Genomic DNA, 20,705 nt, shown 5'->3' on the forward strand with positions numbered 1-20,705 from the left:
TGCCCACTTTCGGCCGAAGCTGTTTTGCTGACGGGGAAGGAAAAAAAATAAATCGTTACAAAAAGTACTGCCCTAACGACACCGCCAAACTGCGGCATTGGCCTGTTCGGGTAGTACAGGCATTGCCTCGGCAGAACCTTTCACAGAACAGGACGCAGCCGCGACTTTTCTTTGGTCACTTTCTTTTGAGAGAAAAGAAAGTAACATCCACTAACGATCATATTGCGTACAGCCAGCCCTAACGGAGAACTAACTTCACAGCACACGGGATTATGCAGGCGGGAAAGGGTTGATTGATATTATTTTGATGATTTAGTGGGGTAAGCTGAAAGCTTACCTTAGGCTATACCACGATTTACGCTGCTAAATTCGCGACAGCGTAGTTTTCAGGAAAATCTTTATTTATTATTGATCAGTATATCCTTTGCCATGATCATGGGCACGCTGATATACTTTTTCTCCATGTAGTTCATCACCTTCTCCAGTATCTCGCGCGATTCTTTATCAAGGCTTTGAACTTCCTGTGCAAAAACGGTGTTTACGGCATTATTGCGTATTTCCTTGATCTTTTCAGGCACCTGGCGCATGGCCAGCTCAATTTTGCGCTGCTTCAACATCACCATAAACTCGGCGATGTTCTGATCTATAATGGCTTCGGCGTGCACCAGTTCCTGGTAGCGTTCCTGCAGGTTCTTTTTAGCAATTTCGTTAAGGCTGTGTACCTCAATAAAATTTACATCAAACTGCTCTAATACTACAGGAGATGTGTCGTTCGGGATAGCCAGGTCGACAATTGTTTTTTTATCGGTATCGCCGTTTAGCAACGACGCGTAAATTTCAGGGGTGATAATGGGTTCAACCGCCGATGTGCAGGTGATAATAGCATCAAACCCTTTTTTGTAGTTTTTCAACTCGGAAAGCTCAAAAGCCTCGCCGCCCAGATCGGCAGCCAACTGCTGTGCTTTTTCAAGCGTACGGTTAAATACAGAAAAGTTAGAGAACTTATGCTTTTGAAGATATTTTGAAATATTGCGGTTGGTTTCGCCTGCTCCGATGATCAATATACGGGCATTAGAGCAAAGCTTAAGATCTTTTAACTTACGGTAAGCCAACGACACTACCGAAATAGGGTTTTTTGAGATATTGGTATGGGTATAAACTTCTTTGGCTGTTTTTACCACACAATCCATTACCACACGCAAACAATCGCCGGTTAGCCCTGCCGCCCTGCAATCTTCGTAAGCTTTACGCAACTGGGCTAAAATTTCTTTTTCGCCAACTATCAGGCTCTCCAACGAGCATGATGTGCGCAACAAATGGTTCATCGCATCCTGCCCTTCGTAGATCGACGCCGCATCAAGGAAAGTACTTGTAGAGTGCGGGCAAAGGCCCATTTGCAATGTCTCCAAAAACTGGTGGGCAAAAGCCTTGTCAATTACCTGTTGTGTCGACATTACAAACTCTACACGGTTGCAGGTACCCAGGTAAAATAACTCGTCAATACCAAAACGTGCTTTAACCTCTTGAAGCTTAGTGGTCAGATTTTCCTGGCATATCACCAATCGTCCCAATTCCTTCAGCTCAATCTGTTTATGTGTAAAAGCAATAACTTTTAAGTACTTCAAAGCAGTTTATTTTTTGACCCAACAAAAGTAGCACACCAATTAAGATGCAATGTCAAGGATATGTCAAACAGGCGCATTTAGAATGATTATAAATTAAGCGGTCTTTTAAAAATAAAGCCACCAATATTATAATATTATTGTTTTAGAAGGCAGATATGAGCAAAAAAATAAAAAATCTTAAAAAAATCAGCCTCGTAATTTTGATAGCCGGCTATTTGGCAGCCGGTGCCAATCATTTTTATAACCCACAATCATATTATAGAATAATCCCCGCTTATATCCCTTACCCCATTATCGCCAATGTGTTGGCAGGTGTTTTTGAGATCGCATTTGCGCTTATGCTGATATCACCCAAAACCCGTAAAATTGCTTCGTGGGGTATCATACTCATGCTGGGGGCCTTTTTGCCGGTACATATCAGCATGATCATAAATGCACCTGTTAATCTGGGCAGCCTTACGGTTACCCCGGCAATAGCCTGGGTAAGGTTGCTTTTACAACCGGTGCTGATGTTCTGGGCCTGGTGGCATTCTAAGTCGTAAGTATTTAGCCTTAAGTGTATAGTTAATTAAATCCGACTTGAAACTTACGACTTTCGGCTTTATACAAACATTCCGCCTGAAAACGGGTTACAGAAAAATGGATCTGCAAAGTATAGAATTACGTAACCTTGAAGTACAAGATTACCAGGAGTTAAAAAAGTCGATGAAATCGGCTTACCTGGATATGGACGAAGACCATTGGGACGCCGCCTCTATCAGAAAGCTCATCAAGCTTTTCCCCGAAGGACAAATTTGTGTTACCGTAAATGGCGAGGTGGTTGGCTGCGCGCTTTCTATCATTGTTGATTACGGCAAGTTTGGCGACACCCACACCTATAAACAGATAACCGGTAACGGCACCTTTAAAACCCACGATGACAAAGGCGACGTACTGTACGGCATAGAAATTTTTGTACATCCCAAATATCGCGGCCTGCGCCTGGCCCGCCGCTTATACGAAGCCCGTAAAGCCCTGTGCGAAAAGCTGAACCTAAAAAGCATTATTGCCGGGGGCCGCATCCCTAACTATCAAAAATTTCAGAACGACCTTACGCCAAAACAATATATAGATAAGGTAAAGTATAAAGAGATATTCGACCCTACACTGTCGTTCCAGTTATCAAACGATTTCCACGTGCGTAAAATACTGCGCAATTACCTGCCCGAGGATAACCGTTCAAAAGGCTTTGCAACCCTGATAGAATGGAACAACGTTTACTACGAAGAAATAAGCTCGGTTATCAATCAAAAAACCGTGGTGCGTATTGGTTTGGTACAATGGCAAATGCGCCCGTATAATAACATCAGCGAACTAATGAAACATGCCGAGTATTTTGTAGATGCCGTGAGCGACTACCAGTCGGATTTTGTATTGTTCCCTGAGTTGTTCAACACGCCGCTAATGGCCGAGTACAACCATATGGATGCCGCCAAAGCCATGCGCGAACTGGCAAAGTATACCCAACCCATTACCGAGGCTTTTACAAAACTGGCCGTTTCATACAACGTGAACATTATAGCCGGCAGCATGCCTAAAATTGAGGATGATTCGCTTTATAATGTATCATACCTTTTCAGGCGTAATGGCAGCATGGAGGAGAGCGTAAAAATACATCCTACTCCTTCCGAGATCAATTCATGGGGGATGCGCGGAGGTAACGACCTGAAAGTTTTTGATACTGATGCCGGGCGGATAGGTATACTGATATGTTATGATGTTGAGTTTCCGGAATTAGGGCGCGTATTAGCCGGGCAGGATATGCAGATATTATTTGTGCCGTTCTTAACCGATACACAGAACGGCTATAACCGTGTTAAGTTTTGCGCGCAGGCGCGCGCTGTAGAAAACGAGTGCTATGTAGCTATCGCCGGTTGTGTAGGTAACCTGCCCAATGTTAACAATATGGATATTTCTTATGCGCAGTCGGCTGTGTTCACCCCTTCCGATTTTGGGTTCCCGACCAACGGCATCCAGTCGGAGGCCACACCAAACAGCGAAATGATCGTGATAGCGGATGTAGATCTATCTACCCTGGGCGAATTACATGAATATGGCAGCGTGCAAAATTTAAAGGACCGAAGGACGGATCTTTACGGTATAACTTTTAACGGGAAGAAAATATAATAGCATTTCATACATTGCATGTATAATTGTTATTAATGAAATTTTATACCATTACGCCTAAGCCATACATTAAATTACGAATCATAGCCACGCTAATTGATTACAGCGTCTATTTTATTTTTTACACCATATATATTAGTGCGTTTGATGAAAACCCTGAACCAGGGAACGCTACTGTAACCGGCATGATGATGCTTCCGCTTATAATTATTTGGTTTCTGTACTTTGTTGTATTAGAGTCAGTGCATGCAACGCCGGGACATGATATCGTTAAATTAAAAGTTGTAACTGACGGTGCTGCTAAACCATCTTTATCAACAGCTTTTAAAAGACGTCTGTTAGATCCAATAGATATTTTCATATATGGAATTCCTGCTCTAATTTGCATTTCAAAAACGCCTAAACATCAAAGATTAGGCGACCTTTGGGCAGGTACAGTTGTTGTAAAGACAACAGACATTACCGAAAAAGAAGTAACCTTTTAAATCATGATCGTTAAGCAACACTACACTATTCCCGGTGCCAAAGGCCGTGGGATGACCGCCGATATAACGTACGATACCTTACAGCCTTATGCGCCGCTGGTAATTTTTGCCCATGGCATAAGGGGGTTTAAAGATTGGGGCGCGCATAACCTGGTTGCAAAATATTTCGCCGAAAATGGCTTTCGCTTTTTAAAATTCAACTTTTCGCATAATGGTACTACGGCCGATAACCCTACCGAGTTTGCCGACCTGATAGCTTTTGGAGACAACACGTTCAGTATCGAACTGGAAGACCTTAAATCGGTTATCGATTTTGCCTGTGGGGGCTCGGCTATCGCCCGTGTAAACAGCGTTTACCTGATAGGGCACAGCATGGGCGGCGGCATCAGCATCATTAAAACGGCCGAAGATGCCCGTATCAAGAAACTGGTTACCATGGCCGCTATATCCAGCTTTTATAACCTTTGGCCAAAAGAAGCAGAAAGGCAATGGCGCCTTCAAGGCGTAATGTATATGAAAAACGCGCGTACGGGGCAAAATATGCCTTATAAATCGTCGTTGCTACATGACCTGGATGCTAACCCCAAAAGGCTTGATATACAAGCTAAAGCCGCCCAGGTTGCGCAACCCTGGCTTATTATACATGGGGATGCCGATACCAGCGTGCCTTTGAGCCACGCCCAACAGTTACACGCTGCGCAGCCCAATGCTGAGTTTGTGATCATCCCTGGTGCCGACCATACTTTTGGGGCTGTGCACCCGTATACTGAACCGCAATTGCCGGTAAGCCTGTTGGCTTGTTGCGATATAGCTGTAGCCTTTTTAAAAAAACAGGGCGTTTAAAGCAGTTTTAATATTTCATTACCATAACTATCAGCATTTATAATATCTTATGAAATTAGCCGGAGCAACAAAAAAAGGAAGAAAATTTCAAAACCCCATCCCTACTGATAGTGGTGGGTTCGGCAATCTAATACCTATAATGCGTGAATACGCAAATAACACGGCCGAGAATACCCCTAAAATTCCGTTAGGCCCGTTCAATACAGATGTATCAGTATATCAAACGCTCCCTGAAAAGGGCCTGCGCATAACATGGGCTGGCCATTCCAGCTTATTGATAGAAATTGACGGTATCCGTATTTTAACCGACCCTGTTTGGAGCCAGCGGGTTTCATTTACACAGGCATTTGGGCCAAGGCGCTTCTTTCAGCCGCCAATTGCGCTTCAAGACCTGCCCCCGTTAGATGCGGTGATCATTTCGCACGATCATTATGACCATCTTGACAAAGCAACTATAAGTTTCTTTGCAGGCAAACCAATTCCTTTTATTACCCCTATAGGGGTTTGTAACTATCTGGAAAGCTGGGGTATACTAAAAAACTATATTAATGAAGTAGACTGGGGTGATAGTGTGATGATAGGCAATTGCAATATCACGGCCACACCGGCCAGGCATTTTTCGGGGCGCGGCATTTTCAATCGTAACGAGACCTTATGGGCCTCATTCGTGATAAAGGGCCCGGGGCATAATATATTTTTTGGTGCCGATTCAGGTTGGTTCCCCGGGTTTGCAGGTATTGGTGACGCTTTTGGTCCGTTTGATTTAACCATGCTTGAAATTGGTGCCTACGGTAAGTACTGGCCGGATATACACATGGGGCCTGACAATGCCACCAACGCGCACCTTGCCCTTAAAGGCAAGCTAATGATGCCATTGCACTGGGGCACCTTTAATCTTGCACCACACGCCTGGTACGAGCCAGCCGAAAGGTTATTAAACCTGGCCGGCGAAAAAGGCATTGCGCTGTTTATGCCCGAGCCTGGAAAGCCTACCGAACCAGATGGCCCATATAATTCTGAATGGTGGAAGCGTTTTATGAGCAAATAGCTTAAATTGCATTATGAAAACGCTGTCATCATTTTGCACAAGCTTGGTTATGTTGATGTTATGCACCCTTGCAGTGCATGCACAAACGGTTATTCCCTTATGGCCAAAGGGGGCGCCCGGTTTTGAAAACCGCCGCAACGAACCTGAACAGGCTAAAGATTACTGGGTAAAGAATATTCATAACCCATCGTTAACGGTATATGCCCCGCCCGCCGATAAGGCAAACGGGGCCGCGGTGATCATTTGCCCCGGAGGCGGCCACAGGTTGTTAGTTTATAACTCCGAGGGCGTGGCGCCGGCAAAATTTTACAATGACCTCGGAGTAACCGTTTTTATACTTAAGTATCGTTTAGGGCGCGATAGCCTATCGCCTTACAAGGTTGATATACACCCCAAACAGGATGCTTACCGCGCCATGCGTTTGGTGCGCAGCCGGGCGGCCGAGTTTAACATCGATACCAACCGGATAGGTATGATGGGCTTTTCGGCAGGCGGCGAAGTGGTTGATATGGTTGCCTTTAGCGGCTGGAAAGGCGACCCCGCAGCTGCCGACCCGATAGACCGCGTAAGCGCCAAACCAAACTTTATAGTGCAGGTTTACCCCGGCCCGGGTTACGTGCCCGAGCGCATCCCCTCAGATTCGCCAATAGCTTTTCTGGTAGCTGCAAATGATGATGCCTGCTGCTCGCTGCCTATCATCCAGCTTTTACAACGCTATCGCGAAGCGCGTGTACCGGTGGAGATGCACATGTATGCCAAAGGCGACCACGCTTTTAACATGGGCATGACACGCAGGTTAAGATCCATTAACAACTGGCCGCAGCGCCTGGCCGACTGGCTAACCGATAGTAACATATTGCAGCCCTTTCACAAGAAAGTTTTGCATTGAGAGCGGTTAAGTGCGCAATTTAAATTCCCTCTCTGGGGAGGGGTGCGATGGCTCAGCGTAGAAGCAGGGAGGGGTTAGTGTAATGCATTTCATATCATTCCTCCCTGCACCATCCCGGCGGGAGGAAATAGCACCGGCCAACAACTTTAATTTAATTCCATCATAAAACGTATTCCCTTATTTAGCGTTATTATCAAAAGGAGATAAACCAATGGCAAACTTTAAAGAAATTATAGCATCAGAAAAACCTGTGCTGGTAGATTTTTCGGCGGAGTGGTGCGGGCCTTGTAAAATGATGCCGCCAATTTTAAAACAGGTAAAAGATGCCCTGGGCGATAAGGTCACCATCATTAAAATCGATATCGATAAAAACCCGGCGGCAGCCAATGCTTACCGCGTGCAAAGCGTGCCCACGTTAATGATTTTCCAAAACGGCGAAAGTAAATGGCGACAAAGTGGCGTTATACAAGCCGGCCAGCTGCAGCAGGTTATTAAGCAATACATTAAGCCTTGAACATGCCCTTAGCGTATGTTTATATGATATCTTTAAGATGTTTATAATTGGCCTTAATGGTATCAACAACCTCGTCCATCCGTCCGTTTAGCATCAGCTTGGTCATGGATACGGCCATCCCTTTTACCTGACTCAGTTCTACTTTTGGCGGCATGGCCAGGGCGTTAGGGTCTGTCATGATATTTATAAGTGCCGGGCCTTTATATATCAATCCTTCAATTAAAGCCTGCCGGGCTTCATCAGGATCGGTAACGGTTATCCCCTTAATCCCCATCGCTTTTGCAACCATGGCAAAATCGGGGTTGTGCATATCGGTCTGCCAGTCGGGCAGACCGGCCACTTCCATTTCAAGCTTCACCATCCCTAACGACCGGTTGTTAAACACAATTATTTTTACGGGTAGCTTGTACTGCGCTATGGTAGCCAGATCGCCCAGCAGCATAGATATCCCTCCATCGCCGCACAAAGCTACTACCTGCTTGCCCGGCATTGCTAAAGCGGCACCTATTGCCTGCGGCATGGCGTTAGCCATTGAGCCGTGATTGAACGACCCTATCATTTTACGTTTGCCGGTTGCATTGATATAACGCGCCCCCCATACGCACGACATGCCGGTATCCACCGTGAATATAGCATCAGCAGCAGCCAGTTCATCAATAAGGGTGGCAATATATTCCGGATGGATATTTTCCTTCTTTCCCTTATCGTCTACGTAGGTCTTCATGTTCTTCTGCACGTCGGCATAAAAATCCAGCTGTGCTTTCAAAAAGCTGTCATCCTCGTGCCGGTCAACCAGGGGCAGCAAAGCTGTCAGGGTATTCTTAACAGAGCCGCTTAAACCCACATCAACCTTAGCCCGGCGGCCAATTCGCTCAGGTTTTATATCTATCTGCACTATTTTGCAGTCGGTAGGCATAAAAGGCGTGTAAGGGAAATCGGTACCTAACAATATTAGCAGATCTGATTGATGCATACTGTGATATGCCGAAGGCAGGCCCAGTAAGCCGGTCATCCCTACCTCGTTGGGGTTATCGTACTGGATATCCATTTTTGAGCGGAAAGAATAGGCCACCGGCGCATTCAGCTTTTGCGATAAGGCCAAAACTTCATCGTGCGCATCGGCGGCCCCTATACCACAAAAAATGGTAATTTTTTTATGTTGATTGATCAATGCTGCAAGCCTGGCAAGGTCATCATCATTTGGCCGGGTTACCGCAATTGGGTTAAAGTTTTGGGTAGATGTTGCTATTTCTTCGGCATCCATAGCGGTCAGGTCGCCGGGCACACCAATTACCGCCACGCCTTTGCGGTGCAGCGCGGCCTGTATGCCCGCCTGCAGCATCCGCGGAAATTGTTTTGGCGTAGTAGCAACCTGGTTATAAAGGCTGCAATCGTCAAATAATTTTATGGTGTTTGTTTCCTGGAAATATTCGGTACCATACTCAAAACTGGCAACGGTTGATGCTATGGCTATAACCGGCGCGCCTGAGCGGTGTGCATCGTACAGGCCGTTGATCAGGTGAACGTGGCCCGGGCCGCTGCTGCCGGCACAACAAGCCAGGGTGCCGGTTAATTGCGCCTCGGCACCGGCTGCATAGGCGCCTGCTTCTTCGTGCCGTACATGCACCCATTGAATGCTGCCCTCGCGCCTTACGGCGTCGTTAACCTCGTTTAAGCTATCGCCTGTTACAGCATATATCCTTTTAATGCCCGCGTTCACCAGCATCTCAACCATCTGGTCTGCTACGTTTGCCATAGTAAGTTAATTATTATACTTATCTTAACCGTATAAGCCAGCGCGGGTTTTATAATTTCACAATTAATATAAAATTGATCACCTATGGGACGAGTTGTAATTGTAGCATATCAACCTAAACCAGGAAAAGCAGAAGATCTGAAGCAACTGGCGCGTACACACGTGCCGCGTTTGAGGCAGGAAGGTTTGGTGACCGATCGGGAACCGGTATTGTTAGAAACCGGCAACGGCACCGTTATAGAAATATTTGAATGGCTGTCCGCAGATGCTATACGGCTGGCGCATCAAAACAAGGTAGTGCACCAAATGTGGGCCGAGTTTGATGCTGTATGCACCTATGTACCGCTAAATACTTTAAGCGAAACGGCAAATATGTTTGCAGAATTTGCGCCGATAGACCAATAAAAAAGCCCTCCGAAATCCGGGGGGCTTTATATACTTTGAGGTGAATGGTTGATTATTCGCCTTTTTCAGCATTTTCTTCCTTGTCATCAGCTGCAGGAGCTTCAGTTGAAGGAGTTTCTTCTGCAGCAGGTGCAGTCTCTTCTACAGCAGGCGCAGCTTCAGCAACCGGTGCAGTTTCAACTGTTTCTTCGGCGGCTACCGGAGCAGCAGCTTTTTCGGCAGCAGGAGCAGCAGCTTTAGCCTTAGAAGCACCACCACGACGACGTGTTGATTTCTTCTCGGTTTTAGCTTCAGCATCTTTACCGTAAACAGTGTTGTAATCAACAAGCTCGATGATGGCCATTTCAGCGTTATCGCCTAAACGGTTCTCTAACTTAACTATACGTGTGTAACCACCCGGGCGGTTAGCAATTTTCTCGGCAACTTCACGGAACAGGATGTTCACGGTGTCTTTGTCTTGCAAATAGCTAAACACTGTACGGCGAGAGTGTGTAGTATCGTTTTTTGATTTTGTTAAAAGTGGCTCAACATATCCGCGTAAAGCTTTTGCTTTTGCTAATGTTGTTGTAATGCGCTTGTGTTGGATAAGCGAAGAGGCCATGTTAGCCAGCATTGCTTTGCGGTGGCTGTCTGTGCGGCCTAAGTGATTAACTTTTTTTCCGTGTCTCATTTGTTTTTGTGTTGTGGCACGTGCATACCGTTGGGCGGCGATGTTTCGTCAAGCCCGCGGAATTACGCGATGTTTAGTGACTTGTTAATTAGTGATCGGAGATTAGTCACTGTGTGGTCTCCAACCAATGGTATAAAAATGAAAAGAGGTTAAAGACTGATTAACTAATCTCTAACCTCTTATCACTAAATTATTCTTCGTCCAACTTAAATTTAGACAGGTTCATACCAAAAGATAAGCCTTTTGATTTAACCAGGTCCTGAATCTCCGTTAATGATTTTTTACCAAAGTTCCTGAATTTCAACATATCAGCAACATCGTACGATACCAGGTCTGCAAGGCTGCGGATATCTGCAGCTTTTAAGCAGTTTAGTGCGCGTACGCTCAGGTCAAGATCAACCAATTCGGTTTTAAGGATCTTGCGCATGTGCAAAATTTCCTCATCAACTTCTTTAGTTTCTTCTTTAGCCTGTGCTTCAAGCATCATGTTCTCGTCAGAGAACAGCATGAAGTGCTGGATAAGGATCTTAGCGGCTTGTTTCAACGCATCCTCCGGATGAATAGAGCCATCTGTAGAAATATCAAGGATCAGTTTTTCGTAATCCGTTTTTTGTTCTACACGATAGTTTTCAAGCGTATATTTTACATTCTTGATAGGTGTGAAGATCGAATCGATAGCTATCACGCCTACGTTAGCATCAGGGTTTTTGTTTTCCTCGTTGCTGATGTAACCACGGCCTTTAGCAACAGTAAGCTCAACTTCAAGCGTTACTGACGAATCCATGTTACAAATAACAAGATCAGGGTTCAATACGGTAAAGTTGTTCGAAAACTTAGTAATGTCGCCTGCAGAAAAAGCATCCTGGCCGTTAATGATCACAAATATTTTCTCATTATCGCCCGACTCACCTGTTTTTTTAAAACGAACTTGTTTTAAGTTCAGGATGATCTCGGTTACGTCTTCAACCACACCTTTGATGGTCGAAAACTCGTGCATCACACCCGAAAAACGTACAGATGTAATTGCATAACCTTCTAATGAAGAAAGTAAGATACGACGCAGAGCATTACCAATGGTTACACCGAAGCCTGGTTCTAACGGACGAAACTCAAACGTGCCATCAAAATCATTTGATTTCTGCATGATAACCTTGTCTGGTTTTTGAAATGCTAAAATTGCCATTTATATCTTTTATTTATTGTTTACTAATAGATTTGAGATGTTAGACCTGAGATATGAGATTAAATCACTCATCGTAAATCTTTCATCTTTTTTGGTTTATCATAAAATGCGAAATCTGCGACACGTATTTTGTCTCAGATCTCACATCTCAATTCTTACATCTTACTTAGAGTATAACTCGACGATCAGGTTCTCTTTGATGTTCTCAGGAATCTCATCGCGGTTTGGATAGTTTAAGAACTTACCTGATAATTCATCAGCGTTCCACTCCAACCAGCTATATTTATTTACTTTACGGCCAGCTACCGAATTGGTAATGCTTTCAAGTGATTTTGATTTTTCGCGTACTGCAATAACGTCGCCGGCTTTAAGCTGGTACGAAGCGATGTTTACCACGCTGCCGTTTACAGTAATGTGTTTGTGGCCTACTAACTGGCGTGCACCCGAACGTGTAGGAGCAATACCTAAACGGTAAACTGCATTATCCAAACGTGCTTCTAAAAACTTTAATAAGTTTTCGCCGGTGATACCTTCTTTAGCAGAAGCTGTATGGAATAAGTTTTCGAACTGGCGCTCTAATACACCGTAAGTGTATTTAACTTTTTGTTTTTCCATCAACTGTACCGCGTACTCAGATTGCTTTCCTCTTCTTTTAGAAGCGCCATGCATACCTGGTCCGTAGTTTTTTCTTTCTAACGCTTTATCCGGACCGAAGATCGGTTCGCGGAACCTGCGCGCAATTTTTGATTTGGGGCCTGTATATCTTGCCATTATTTGTGTGTTTTAAAGTATCAAACAGCCCGCAGCTGCCGAATCTTAGCTTTAAAAATTTAGTGAATTAAACTCTTCTACGTTTAGACGGACGGCAACCATTGTGCGGAAGCGGTGTAATGTCTCTTATAGTAGTTACTTCGATACCTGTGGTTTGCAGGGTACGTATTGCCGACTCGCGGCCTGAACCCGGACCTTTAACAAATACCTCTACTTTGCGTAAACCTAAGTCGTAAGCAACTTTACCGCAATCGGCAGCAGCCTGACCGGCAGCGTAAGGGGTGTTCTTTTTAGAACCTTTAAAGCCCATTTTACCTGCAGACGACCATGATATAGCCTGGCCGCTTTTGTTGGTAAGGGTAATGATGATGTTGTTAAAAGTTGCGTTGATGTGTGCTTCGCCTACAGCGTCGATAACAACAATACGCTTTTTGGTAACTTTTTTGCTTTTAGCCATTTTTTTAATTATTGATTTAATGAATTACTGAGTTAGTGACTAACTCGGACCCATTAATCGTTTTCTAATTTATTATTCCTGGCAAGCTTAAAGTATCAACTACCCACCGCTCACCAATCAACTATTTACTATTTAGTAGCTTTCTTTTTGTTAGCAACTGTTTTACGTTTTCCTTTACGGGTACGTGAGTTGTTTTTGGTGCGCTGGCCACGTAATGGTAAACCTTTACGATGACGGGTGCCACGGTAGCAGCCAATATCCATTAAACGTTTGATGTTAAGCTGTACTTCTGAACGTAAAGCACCTTCAACCTTAATTTGATCGTTTATGATGGTACGGATAGCAGTTAACTGCTCGTCTGTCCAATCCTGAACTTTAATATTAACGTCGATACCTGCCTGGTTCAAAATATCCTGAGCGGTAGAGCGGCCAATGCCGTAGATATAGGTTAAGCCTATTTCGCCTCTTTTATTTTTTGGTAAATCAATACCTGAGATCCTTGCCATATTTGTTTGTTGTTTTTAAGTAATACCGAACGGCGGGCCACCGTTGTACGGGTTACAATTTCTTCTTTTTTAATTATCCCTGACGCTGCTTAAACTTCGGATTCTTTTTGTTTATCACATAAAGTTTCCCGTTACGGCGGATGATCTTGCAATCAACACTACGTTTTTTAATGGATGCTCTAACTTTCATCTCGTTGTTATTTATATCTGTAGGTTATTCTTCCTTTTGTTAAATCATACGGGCTCATCTCCAACTTAACCCTGTCGCCGGGTAATATTTTGATGTAGTGCATCCGCATTTTACCGGATATGTGTGCAATAATCTCGTGGCCATTTTCAAGTTCAACTCTAAACATTGCGTTTGACAATGCTTCGCGAATTGTACCATCTTGCTCAATCGAGGATTGTTTTGCCATATTTTACTGATTATTACTTAATTATCCACCCCAAAACCGGGATGCAAAATTAATAAAAAATATTTAATTTTTATTCTTTTCTTCTAAAACTTTATCAATGTACTCAAACGTCGATAAAACATCGGGTTTCCCCCTTTTTACGGCAACCGTATGCTCGTAATGTGCCGATGGCTTTTTATCCACGGTTGATACGGTCCATCCATCATCCCAAAACTTAACACCGGCGCGCCCTGCATTAATCATCGGCTCAATGGCTATTACCATCCCCTCTTCTAATTTAATGCCTGAGCCGCGCTTACCGTAGTTAGGCACTTCAGGTTTTTCGTGCAGGCGGGTACCCACACCGTGGCCAACCAGTTCTTTCACTACCCCAAAGCCGTTTTTTTCGGCATGCTCTTGTACCGCGTAGCCAATATCACCAATGCGCATGCCTACCACAGCCTTCTCAACGCCCAGGTCTAAACACTCGCGCGTAACCCGCATCAGCTTTTTAGTGTTTTCGTCAACCTCACCAATGGCAAAGGTAAAAGCCGAGTCGCCGTAATATTTGTTCAATATTACACCGCAATCAACCGATACCAGGTCGCCTTCAACTAAAACATGTTTACCCGGGAAGCCGTGTACCACCTGATCGTTAAGCGATATGCATAACGAATATGGAAAGCCATTATAATTTAAAAATGCCGGAACCCCGCCGTTATCGCGGATAAAGGTTTCGGCAAGTTTATTTAATTCGATGGTAGTTACACCGGGGCCAATAACTTTAGCTATCTCCCCATGTGTTTTGGAAACAAGTAAAGAACTTTCTCTTATTAGTTCTATCTCTTCGACAGACTTATAAATGATCTTTGACATGTATGCTATTAGATAACCGGTGGTGTAGCACCCGAAGCTGTAGGGATACTTGCACGGCCTTTTATCCTGCCTGTTTTCATCAAACCATCGTAATGGCGCATTAACAAATGGCTTTCAATTTGCTGCAATGTATCTAATACCACACCCACCAGGATGATCAATGATGTACCACCAAAAAATCTTGAAAAGATGCTGCTAACACCTACTAAACTGGCTATTGCAGGTATAATAGCTACAATGGCTAAGAAAATAGAACCAGGCAATGTTATTTTAGAGATAACCCCGTCAATAAAATCAGCCGTTGATTTACCTGGTTTAATACCAGGAATAAACCCGCCGTTCTTTTTCATATCATCAGCCATTTGGTTTGGGTTAACTGTAATAGCTGTATAAAAGTAGGTGAACAATATAATTAATATACCAAATATCAAATTATGCTGCCATGAGTTATAATTTGACAAGGCCATTAAAAAGCTGTTTGTTGAAACAGACGGAAAGAAGCTTGATACCGTTGCGGGTATAAACATTAAGGCCTGGGCAAATATAATAGGCATTACGCCTGCAGCATTTACCTTTAAAGGTATGTACTGGCGTACACCGCCATACTGCTTGTTACCAACAATACGTTTGGCATATTGTACAGCTATTTTACGTGTGCCCTGTACTATAAGTATGGTAAACATTACTACACCAAGCAACGCTACAATTTCAACAATAAAGGTAATTAAACCACCCGGCCCACCGGTACGCGATTGAAACTCCACAATAAAGGCGCTTGGCAGTTGTGCAATAATACCCACCATGATGATAAGCGATATACCGTTACCAATACCTTTATCGGTGATTTTTTCGCCCAGCCACATTACAAACAGGGTACCCGCAGTTAATACACACGTATTTAATACGGTGAAGTAAGGGTTACCAATAAGCATTGCATCCGGGGTTATCTGCGATTTTAAATACGCAACAGCCTGTACCGCGGTAATACCTATTGTAAGGTAGCGTGTCCACTGGTTTATCTTGTTACGTCCGCTTTCGCCTTCCTTCTGCAATTTAATAAAGTATGGCACTGCAATACCCAATAACTGCACAACAATGGATGCAGAAATATAAGGCATAACACCCAAAGCCATAATAGACGAGCGAGAGAACGAGCCACCGGCAAACATGTTTAACAGCCCTAAAAGCCCTTCTTTGTTTTGGCTGGCATTAAGTGCTGCGGCGTTTACACCCGGTAAAACAACAAACGAACCTACGCGATATATCAAAAGAAATAAGAGTGTGTTTATAATACGCACTCTTAGATCTTCAATTTTCCAGATATTGGATAATGTGGTGAATAATTTCTTCATCGAAATTTACAACTTTACAATAGTTCCGCCGGCTGCTTCAATAGCTTTTTGTGCAGTAGCAGTAAATGCGTGTGCTTTAACTTCTAATTTGGCTTTTAATTCGCCACGGCCCAGTATCTTAACAAGATCGTTACGCGAAACTAAGCCGTGTTCTTTCAGTATGGCAAAATCAACCGCCTCTAACGAGAACTTCTCGGTTAAAGCTTGCAATACATCAAGGTTAACACCAACATACTCTACACGGTTAGGATTTTTAAAGCCTACCTTAGGCACACGGCGCTGTAATGGCATCTGGCCGCCCTCAAAACCTACCTTGGTAGATGTACCTGAACGCGAACCTGCGCCTTTATGGCCACGGGTTGATGTACCGCCACGGCCAGAACCTGTACCACGGCCAATTCTTTTCCTATTTTTAGTAGAACCTTCTGCAGGTTTAAGATTACTTAAATTCATGATATTAAATATTTTCTACTGCTACCAAGTGGTTAACTTTTCTAACCATACCAATAATAGCTGCAGTGGCTTCAACTTCCACGCTGTGGTTAATTTTCTTAAGGCCTAAAGCCTCAACAGTTTTTTTCTGGCGCTCGCTTCTGTCGATAACGCTTTTAATTTGTGTTATTTTAATTTTCGACATAACTGATTATCCGTTAAATACTTTTCCTAAACTAATACCGCGCTGTTGAGCTACTGTATGCGCATCGCGCAATTGCGATAATGCAGATACGGTTGCTTTAACCACGTTGTGCGGGTTTGACGAACCCTTTGATTTTGCCAATACATTGTGTACACCGGCACTTTCTAATACCGCACGCATTGCACCACCGGCAATAACACCGGTACCGTTAGCTGCTGGTTTAATGTAAACAAAACCACCGCTAAATTTACCTATCTGATCATGAGGGATGGTGCTGTTAATGATCGGAACCTTTACCAGGTTCTTTTTAGCATCATCAATACCTTTAGCGATAGCTTCGGTAACCTCTTTTGCTTTACCCAAGCCGTAACCTACAACGCCATTCTCATCGCCTACTACCACAATGGCACTAAAGCTGAAAGTACGGCCGCCTTTGGTTACTTTGGCTACACGCTGTATGCTAACCAGGCGATCTTTTAATTCGATCTCGCTGGTTTTTACTCTTTTTATGTTGATTGTTGACATTTCCTGTTTGATTAAAAGTTTAAACCACCCTCACGTGCACCGTCGGCCAACGATTTGATACGGCCGTGATACAGGTAACCATTCCTGTCAAAAACCACATCTTTAATACCTGCGGCAATGGCCTTTTCGGCTACTAATTTACCTACAGCTACAGATTGGTCTGACTTTGTTGTACCGCTTGCTACAAAATCTTTTGATAATGATGAAGCAGATACAATGGTTTTTCCTGATACATCGTCAATAATTTGTGCATAGATGCCTTTGTTGCTTCTGAATACAGATAAACGCGGGCGTGCTGATGAACCTGAAAGGCGTTTTCTGATGCCTTTTTTAATCCTGTCTCTTCTTGATAGTTTCATGACGATTATTTTTTAGATGCTGATTTACCTGCTTTTCTTCTCAATACTTCGCCAACAAACTTGATACCTTTACCTTTGTAAGGCTCTGGAGCGCGTAACGAGCGTATTTTCGCCGCTACCTGTCCAATCAATTGTTTATCGTTTGATTCCAGGATGATGGTGGGGTTTTTACCCTTCTCAGCAGTGGTTGTAACTTTAATTTCTTGTGGTAATTGAAACACGTAGTGGTGAGAGAAACCCAACACTAAATCTAACGTATTGCCCTGGTTAGTTGCACGGTAACCCACACCAACTAATTCCTGCTCTACTTTGTAACCGGTGGTTACACCAACTACCATGTTGTTGATAAGCGAACGGTATAAACCGTGTAGTGCTTTATGACGCTTTTGGTCAGACGGGCGTTTTACCAATAACTGGTCGCCTTCTTGTTCAACGATGATATCTCTATCAACTGCCTGTTGCAATTCGCCTTTAGGGCCTTTTACAGTAACAACATTATCTGCTGATACAGTAACGGTAACTCCGCTGGTTAATGCAATAGGTGCTTTTCCTATTCTTGACATTGCTTAATTTCCTCCTATTAATAAACGTAGCATAAAACTTCGCCACCTACATTTTGCGCACGCGCCTCTTTATCGGTCATTACACCTTTAGATGTTGATAGGATAGCGATACCTAAACCATTTAACACACGTGGCATGGTATCCATACCGGCGTATTTCCTCAAACCTGGTTTACTAATACGTGCAATGCTGCGTATAGCAGAAATTTTAGTTATCGGGTGGTACTTCAAAGCAACCTTGATGGTGCCCTGAGGTCCGTTATCCTCAAACTTGTAATTAGCAATGTAACCTTTTTCGAAAAGCACTTTAGTGATTTCCTTTTTCAGATTTGATGCAGGAATTTCAACAACCCTATGGTTGGCTTTAATAGCATTCCTTACTCTTGTAAGATAATCTGCGATTGGATCTGTATTCATTATTGTTGTTTATGATAGTGGTTTCCTTCCCGTAACATCCGGGGCGACCTTCTATCGGTTAATTCTTTTATAAAATTCGAGCCGCGAAAATACGAAAAATTCAAAACATATTTAAGGTATGTTTTGAATTCGTTGATCGCTTTGCGAATCAGATGATAATTACCAGCTTGCTTTTTTAACACCCGGTATTTTACCAGCCAATGCCATATCACGGAATGTTACACGAGATATACCAAACTGGCGCATATAACCACGCGGGCGGCCGGTTAATTTGCAACGGTTGTGCAATTTTACAGGTGATGAAGCCTTAGGTAATTTATCTAAGCCTATGTAATCGCCGGCTGCTTTTAACGCTGCCCTTTTCTCAGCAAATTTTGCTACTAATTTGGCACGTTTTACTTCACGAGCCTTTACGCCTTCTTTAGCCATTGTTAGTTGGGGTTTGATTTTTAAATGGTAAACCAAATTGTTTAAGTAACTCCAATGCTTCAACATCGTTTGTTGCCGAGGTTACAAAGGTAATATCCATACCTTGAATTTTATTGATCTTGTCAATATTGATCTCGGGGAATATTATCTGTTCTGATATACCTAAGGTATAGTTTCCGCGTCCGTCAAAACCTTTATCGTTGATGCCTTTAAAATCACGAATACGTGGCAGGGCAACAGCAATTAAGCGGTCTAAAAACTCATACATTGTATTATCGCGTAATGTTACACGTACACCAATTGGCATACCTTTACGCAATTTGAAGTTAGAGATATCCTTTTTAGATTTTGAAGCAACCGCCTGCTGGCCAGTAATGGTAGTTAGCTCGGTGATTGTGTTCTCGATAAGTTTTTTATCGGTAGTAGCACCGCCAACACCCTGGTTAATGGCTATTTTTTGCAACTTAGGAACCTGCATTACGCTTTTATAAGCAAACTTATCTTTAAGCGCGGTGCGTATCTCTTCCTTATATTTTGATTTTAATCTTGGTACGTAAGCCATTACTTAATTTCCTCCCCTGATTTTTTTGATACTCTAACCAATTTGCCGGCATCGTTTAATTTACGGCCAACACGGGTTGTTTTACCTGTTTTAGGTTCAACCAGCGCCAGGTTAGAAATGTGTATAGCAGCTTCCTGTTTTACAATTCCGCCGTTAGGGTTGGCTGCATTAGGCTTGGTGTGTTTAGATACCATATTAGCACCTTCAACAACAGCCCTGTTTTTTTCAATGATAACTTCAACTACTTTGCCTTGTGAACCTTTTGAGTCGCCGGCTATTACCTTAACTAAATCGCCCTTACGGATCTTCAATTTAGCTGGTTTTGTGATTTTCTTTTCCATATTACAATACCTCCGGTGCTAATGATACAATTTTCATAAATTGTTTTTCACGTAACTCTCTGGCAACAGGGCCAAATATACGTGTGCCCCTTGGCTCATCCTGGTTGTTTAACAAAACGGCTGCGTTATCGTCAAAACGGATATATGAACCATCTTTTCTGCGTATCTCTTTCTTGGTTCTAACCACTACGGCTTTAGATACAGTACCTTTTTTTACGTTACCTGATGGCAGGGCGCTTTTTACGGTAACTACAATCTTATCGCCAATAGAGGCATATCTTTTACCGGTACCACCTAATACGCGTATTACTAAAACTTCTTTAGCACCGCTGTTATCGGCTACATTTAATCTTGATTCCTGTTGTACCATGTTATTTAGCCCTCTCTAAAATTTGAACTAATCTCCAGTTTTTGTTTTTGCTCAGCGGACGGGTTTCCATAATCAATACGGTATCGCCAACACCGCAGGTGTTTGCTTCGTCATGAGCCATAAATTTGGTAGTCTTCTTTACGAATTTACCATAGATGGGGTGCTTCACCTTCCGCTCTACAGCAACCACAATAGATTTTTCCATCTTATTGCTTACTACCAGGCCGGTACGTGTTTTTCTTAAATTTCTTTCCATTGTTTTCCGACGCTTAAAATTAATTCTGTTCAGAAGCTGACGCCGCCTTGCGCTTTGTTAATTCAGTATTTAAACGAGCAATATCCTTACGCACTTTTGTAATGCGGGTAGGGTTCTCAATAGCCGAAACCGCGTGAGCAAATTTCAGTTTAGTAAGAGTTGATTTTTCCTCGCCCAGTCTTGCTGCCAATTCTTCGGTTGAAAGCTCTAAAATTTCTGAGTTCTTCATTTTCTTTATTCTGTTGTAATGTTGTAATGTTGAAATGTTTGAATGTTGCCTGTATAGCGATTGTAAGTAACCTTACA

At 43.3% G+C, this 20,705-nt stretch carries 31 protein-coding genes; 8 read left to right on the forward strand and 23 right to left on the reverse strand.

The window, feature by feature from the left end:
- Positions 1 to 398 precede the first annotated feature (398 nt).
- Positions 399 to 1,625, reverse strand: a complete 1,227-nt coding sequence (gene hemA / locus GWR56_RS01905) for a glutamyl-tRNA reductase (RefSeq protein ID WP_162429496.1) — start codon at positions 1,623 to 1,625, stop codon at positions 399 to 401.
- A gap of 155 nt (positions 1,626 to 1,780) precedes the next feature.
- Between hemA and GWR56_RS01910 the strand changes: the two genes are divergently transcribed.
- The 7 genes from GWR56_RS01910 (at position 1,781) to trxA (ending at position 7,570) form a co-directional block, all read left to right on the forward strand.
- Entirely contained in the window at positions 1,781 to 2,167 is a 387-nt protein-coding gene (locus GWR56_RS01910) for a MauE/DoxX family redox-associated membrane protein (protein ID WP_238395285.1), read from the forward strand.
- Between the two features lie 97 nt (positions 2,168 to 2,264).
- Positions 2,265 to 3,791, forward strand: a complete 1,527-nt coding sequence (locus GWR56_RS01915) for a bifunctional GNAT family N-acetyltransferase/carbon-nitrogen hydrolase family protein (RefSeq protein ID WP_162433077.1) — start codon at positions 2,265 to 2,267, stop codon at positions 3,789 to 3,791.
- 35 nt (positions 3,792 to 3,826) lie between these two features.
- Entirely contained in the window at positions 3,827 to 4,276 is a 450-nt protein-coding gene (locus GWR56_RS01920) for an RDD family protein (RefSeq protein WP_162429497.1), read from the forward strand.
- 3 nt (positions 4,277 to 4,279) lie between these two features.
- Complete coding sequence (locus tag GWR56_RS01925; RefSeq protein ID WP_162429498.1) at positions 4,280 to 5,119, forward strand: S9 family peptidase; 840 nt, start codon at positions 4,280 to 4,282, stop codon at positions 5,117 to 5,119.
- 49 nt (positions 5,120 to 5,168) lie between these two features.
- Positions 5,169 to 6,167 (forward strand): MBL fold metallo-hydrolase, encoded by a 999-nt coding sequence (locus GWR56_RS01930; protein ID WP_162429499.1) that lies wholly within the window; start codon positions 5,169 to 5,171, stop codon positions 6,165 to 6,167.
- Positions 6,168 to 6,180: 13 nt separating this feature from the next.
- Positions 6,181 to 7,056, forward strand: coding sequence for an alpha/beta hydrolase (locus tag GWR56_RS01935; RefSeq protein ID WP_162429500.1), 876 nt, complete (start codon positions 6,181 to 6,183; stop codon positions 7,054 to 7,056).
- Between the two features lie 211 nt (positions 7,057 to 7,267).
- Positions 7,268 to 7,570 (forward strand): thioredoxin, encoded by a 303-nt coding sequence (gene trxA / locus GWR56_RS01940; protein ID WP_162429501.1) that lies wholly within the window; start codon positions 7,268 to 7,270, stop codon positions 7,568 to 7,570.
- 19 nt (positions 7,571 to 7,589) lie between these two features.
- Here trxA and GWR56_RS01945 read toward each other — a convergent pair whose 3' ends face one another.
- A complete protein-coding gene (locus tag GWR56_RS01945; protein ID WP_162429502.1) occupies positions 7,590 to 9,326 on the reverse strand; it encodes a thiamine pyrophosphate-dependent enzyme in 1,737 nt (578 codons plus the stop codon).
- 84 nt (positions 9,327 to 9,410) lie between these two features.
- Here GWR56_RS01945 and GWR56_RS01950 point away from each other — a divergent pair, with 84 nt between their 5' ends.
- Entirely contained in the window at positions 9,411 to 9,731 is a 321-nt protein-coding gene (locus tag GWR56_RS01950) for a hypothetical protein (protein ID WP_162429503.1), read from the forward strand.
- 52 nt (positions 9,732 to 9,783) lie between these two features.
- Here GWR56_RS01950 and rplQ read toward each other — a convergent pair whose 3' ends face one another.
- From rplQ to rpmC, 21 genes are all read right to left on the reverse strand, one after another.
- Entirely contained in the window at positions 9,784 to 10,401 is a 618-nt protein-coding gene (rplQ, locus tag GWR56_RS01955; RefSeq protein ID WP_162429504.1) for a 50S ribosomal protein L17, read from the reverse strand.
- A 190-nt stretch (positions 10,402 to 10,591) separates the two neighbouring features.
- Positions 10,592 to 11,584: a DNA-directed RNA polymerase subunit alpha gene (locus GWR56_RS01960; protein ID WP_129876212.1), complete on the reverse strand. Its 993-nt coding sequence runs from the start codon at positions 11,582 to 11,584 to the stop codon at positions 10,592 to 10,594.
- A gap of 162 nt (positions 11,585 to 11,746) precedes the next feature.
- A complete protein-coding gene (gene rpsD, locus GWR56_RS01965) occupies positions 11,747 to 12,355 on the reverse strand; it encodes a 30S ribosomal protein S4 (protein WP_162429505.1) in 609 nt (202 codons plus the stop codon).
- A gap of 67 nt (positions 12,356 to 12,422) precedes the next feature.
- A complete protein-coding gene (gene rpsK / locus GWR56_RS01970) occupies positions 12,423 to 12,812 on the reverse strand; it encodes a 30S ribosomal protein S11 (protein WP_162429506.1) in 390 nt (129 codons plus the stop codon).
- A 128-nt stretch (positions 12,813 to 12,940) separates the two neighbouring features.
- Positions 12,941 to 13,318 carry a 30S ribosomal protein S13 gene (gene rpsM, locus GWR56_RS01975; protein ID WP_162429507.1) on the reverse strand — a complete coding sequence of 126 codons (378 nt, stop codon included), beginning with the start codon at positions 13,316 to 13,318 and terminating at the stop codon, positions 12,941 to 12,943.
- Between the two features lie 73 nt (positions 13,319 to 13,391).
- Positions 13,392 to 13,508 carry a 50S ribosomal protein L36 gene (rpmJ, locus tag GWR56_RS01980; protein WP_082855993.1) on the reverse strand — a complete coding sequence of 39 codons (117 nt, stop codon included), beginning with the start codon at positions 13,506 to 13,508 and terminating at the stop codon, positions 13,392 to 13,394.
- A gap of 7 nt (positions 13,509 to 13,515) precedes the next feature.
- Positions 13,516 to 13,734 carry a translation initiation factor IF-1 gene (gene infA / locus GWR56_RS01985; RefSeq protein WP_022833270.1) on the reverse strand — a complete coding sequence of 73 codons (219 nt, stop codon included), beginning with the start codon at positions 13,732 to 13,734 and terminating at the stop codon, positions 13,516 to 13,518.
- Between the two features lie 63 nt (positions 13,735 to 13,797).
- Positions 13,798 to 14,589 (reverse strand): type I methionyl aminopeptidase, encoded by a 792-nt coding sequence (gene map, locus GWR56_RS01990; protein ID WP_162429508.1) that lies wholly within the window; start codon positions 14,587 to 14,589, stop codon positions 13,798 to 13,800.
- Between the two features lie 8 nt (positions 14,590 to 14,597).
- On the reverse strand, positions 14,598 to 15,941 hold the full coding sequence (gene secY, locus GWR56_RS01995; RefSeq protein ID WP_162429509.1) for a preprotein translocase subunit SecY: 1,344 nt from the start codon (positions 15,939 to 15,941) through the stop codon (positions 14,598 to 14,600).
- A 6-nt stretch (positions 15,942 to 15,947) separates the two neighbouring features.
- Positions 15,948 to 16,394, reverse strand: a complete 447-nt coding sequence (gene rplO / locus GWR56_RS02000) for a 50S ribosomal protein L15 (protein ID WP_162429510.1) — start codon at positions 16,392 to 16,394, stop codon at positions 15,948 to 15,950.
- Positions 16,395 to 16,398: 4 nt separating this feature from the next.
- Positions 16,399 to 16,578: a 50S ribosomal protein L30 gene (rpmD, locus tag GWR56_RS02005; RefSeq protein WP_067059736.1), complete on the reverse strand. Its 180-nt coding sequence runs from the start codon at positions 16,576 to 16,578 to the stop codon at positions 16,399 to 16,401.
- 6 nt (positions 16,579 to 16,584) lie between these two features.
- Positions 16,585 to 17,103 carry a 30S ribosomal protein S5 gene (gene rpsE, locus GWR56_RS02010; RefSeq protein WP_162429511.1) on the reverse strand — a complete coding sequence of 173 codons (519 nt, stop codon included), beginning with the start codon at positions 17,101 to 17,103 and terminating at the stop codon, positions 16,585 to 16,587.
- Between the two features lie 11 nt (positions 17,104 to 17,114).
- Positions 17,115 to 17,468 carry a 50S ribosomal protein L18 gene (rplR, locus tag GWR56_RS02015; protein ID WP_370463825.1) on the reverse strand — a complete coding sequence of 118 codons (354 nt, stop codon included), beginning with the start codon at positions 17,466 to 17,468 and terminating at the stop codon, positions 17,115 to 17,117.
- On the reverse strand, positions 17,468 to 18,025 hold the full coding sequence (rplF, locus tag GWR56_RS02020) for a 50S ribosomal protein L6 (protein ID WP_162429513.1): 558 nt from the start codon (positions 18,023 to 18,025) through the stop codon (positions 17,468 to 17,470). Before rplF ends, rplR begins: the two co-directional genes overlap by 1 nt.
- A gap of 17 nt (positions 18,026 to 18,042) precedes the next feature.
- Positions 18,043 to 18,444 (reverse strand): 30S ribosomal protein S8, encoded by a 402-nt coding sequence (gene rpsH, locus GWR56_RS02025; RefSeq protein ID WP_238395350.1) that lies wholly within the window; start codon positions 18,442 to 18,444, stop codon positions 18,043 to 18,045.
- 156 nt (positions 18,445 to 18,600) lie between these two features.
- Entirely contained in the window at positions 18,601 to 18,870 is a 270-nt protein-coding gene (rpsN, locus tag GWR56_RS02030) for a 30S ribosomal protein S14 (protein WP_067059741.1), read from the reverse strand.
- On the reverse strand, positions 18,863 to 19,432 hold the full coding sequence (gene rplE, locus GWR56_RS02035; protein ID WP_162429515.1) for a 50S ribosomal protein L5: 570 nt from the start codon (positions 19,430 to 19,432) through the stop codon (positions 18,863 to 18,865). Before rplE ends, rpsN begins: the two co-directional genes overlap by 8 nt.
- Positions 19,432 to 19,773: a 50S ribosomal protein L24 gene (gene rplX / locus GWR56_RS02040; RefSeq protein WP_162429516.1), complete on the reverse strand. Its 342-nt coding sequence runs from the start codon at positions 19,771 to 19,773 to the stop codon at positions 19,432 to 19,434. Before rplX ends, rplE begins: the two co-directional genes overlap by 1 nt.
- Before the next feature lies 1 nt (position 19,774).
- Positions 19,775 to 20,143, reverse strand: coding sequence for a 50S ribosomal protein L14 (gene rplN / locus GWR56_RS02045; protein ID WP_073405786.1), 369 nt, complete (start codon positions 20,141 to 20,143; stop codon positions 19,775 to 19,777).
- 1 nt (position 20,144) lies between these two features.
- On the reverse strand, positions 20,145 to 20,399 hold the full coding sequence (gene rpsQ, locus GWR56_RS02050; protein WP_129876199.1) for a 30S ribosomal protein S17: 255 nt from the start codon (positions 20,397 to 20,399) through the stop codon (positions 20,145 to 20,147).
- Between the two features lie 19 nt (positions 20,400 to 20,418).
- Positions 20,419 to 20,628 carry a 50S ribosomal protein L29 gene (gene rpmC, locus GWR56_RS02055; protein WP_067059746.1) on the reverse strand — a complete coding sequence of 70 codons (210 nt, stop codon included), beginning with the start codon at positions 20,626 to 20,628 and terminating at the stop codon, positions 20,419 to 20,421.
- Positions 20,629 to 20,705: the final 77 nt, after the last annotated feature.

Source organism: Mucilaginibacter sp. 14171R-50 (genome assembly GCF_010093045.1).
Classification (GTDB): domain Bacteria; phylum Bacteroidota; class Bacteroidia; order Sphingobacteriales; family Sphingobacteriaceae; genus Mucilaginibacter.

Coding starts and splice junctions, on each gene's coding strand:
- rplF (WP_162429513.1), bottom strand. CDS start 18,025: ATGTCAAGAATAGGAAAAGCACCTATTGCATTAACCAGCGGAGTTACC.
- rplQ (WP_162429504.1), bottom strand. CDS start 10,401: ATGAGACACGGAAAAAAAGTTAATCACTTAGGCCGCACAGACAGCCAC.
- GWR56_RS01930 (WP_162429499.1), top strand. CDS start 5,169: ATGAAATTAGCCGGAGCAACAAAAAAAGGAAGAAAATTTCAAAACCCC.
- rpsQ (WP_129876199.1), bottom strand. CDS start 20,399: ATGGAAAGAAATTTAAGAAAAACACGTACCGGCCTGGTAGTAAGCAAT.
- rpsM (WP_162429507.1), bottom strand. CDS start 13,318: ATGGCAAGGATCTCAGGTATTGATTTACCAAAAAATAAAAGAGGCGAA.
- rplO (WP_162429510.1), bottom strand. CDS start 16,394: ATGAATTTAAGTAATCTTAAACCTGCAGAAGGTTCTACTAAAAATAGG.
- secY (WP_162429509.1), bottom strand. CDS start 15,941: ATGAAGAAATTATTCACCACATTATCCAATATCTGGAAAATTGAAGAT.
- rplN (WP_073405786.1), bottom strand. CDS start 20,143: ATGGTACAACAGGAATCAAGATTAAATGTAGCCGATAACAGCGGTGCT.
- infA (WP_022833270.1), bottom strand. CDS start 13,734: ATGGCAAAACAATCCTCGATTGAGCAAGATGGTACAATTCGCGAAGCA.
- GWR56_RS01960 (WP_129876212.1), bottom strand. CDS start 11,584: ATGGCAATTTTAGCATTTCAAAAACCAGACAAGGTTATCATGCAGAAA.
- GWR56_RS01915 (WP_162433077.1), top strand. CDS start 2,265: ATGGATCTGCAAAGTATAGAATTACGTAACCTTGAAGTACAAGATTAC.
- rpsE (WP_162429511.1), bottom strand. CDS start 17,103: ATGTCAACAATCAACATAAAAAGAGTAAAAACCAGCGAGATCGAATTA.
- GWR56_RS01935 (WP_162429500.1), top strand. CDS start 6,181: ATGAAAACGCTGTCATCATTTTGCACAAGCTTGGTTATGTTGATGTTA.
- rpsK (WP_162429506.1), bottom strand. CDS start 12,812: ATGGCTAAAAGCAAAAAAGTTACCAAAAAGCGTATTGTTGTTATCGAC.
- rpmJ (WP_082855993.1), bottom strand. CDS start 13,508: ATGAAAGTTAGAGCATCCATTAAAAAACGTAGTGTTGATTGCAAGATC.
- map (WP_162429508.1), bottom strand. CDS start 14,589: ATGTCAAAGATCATTTATAAGTCTGTCGAAGAGATAGAACTAATAAGA.
- GWR56_RS01910 (WP_238395285.1), top strand. CDS start 1,781: ATGAGCAAAAAAATAAAAAATCTTAAAAAAATCAGCCTCGTAATTTTG.
- rplX (WP_162429516.1), bottom strand. CDS start 19,773: ATGGAAAAGAAAATCACAAAACCAGCTAAATTGAAGATCCGTAAGGGC.
- GWR56_RS01950 (WP_162429503.1), top strand. CDS start 9,411: ATGGGACGAGTTGTAATTGTAGCATATCAACCTAAACCAGGAAAAGCA.
- rpsN (WP_067059741.1), bottom strand. CDS start 18,870: ATGGCTAAAGAAGGCGTAAAGGCTCGTGAAGTAAAACGTGCCAAATTA.
- rpmD (WP_067059736.1), bottom strand. CDS start 16,578: ATGTCGAAAATTAAAATAACACAAATTAAAAGCGTTATCGACAGAAGC.
- trxA (WP_162429501.1), top strand. CDS start 7,268: ATGGCAAACTTTAAAGAAATTATAGCATCAGAAAAACCTGTGCTGGTA.
- GWR56_RS01925 (WP_162429498.1), top strand. CDS start 4,280: ATGATCGTTAAGCAACACTACACTATTCCCGGTGCCAAAGGCCGTGGG.
- rpsD (WP_162429505.1), bottom strand. CDS start 12,355: ATGGCAAGATATACAGGCCCCAAATCAAAAATTGCGCGCAGGTTCCGC.
- GWR56_RS01920 (WP_162429497.1), top strand. CDS start 3,827: ATGAAATTTTATACCATTACGCCTAAGCCATACATTAAATTACGAATC.
- GWR56_RS01945 (WP_162429502.1), bottom strand. CDS start 9,326: ATGGCAAACGTAGCAGACCAGATGGTTGAGATGCTGGTGAACGCGGGC.
- rplE (WP_162429515.1), bottom strand. CDS start 19,432: ATGGCTTACGTACCAAGATTAAAATCAAAATATAAGGAAGAGATACGC.
- rpmC (WP_067059746.1), bottom strand. CDS start 20,628: ATGAAGAACTCAGAAATTTTAGAGCTTTCAACCGAAGAATTGGCAGCA.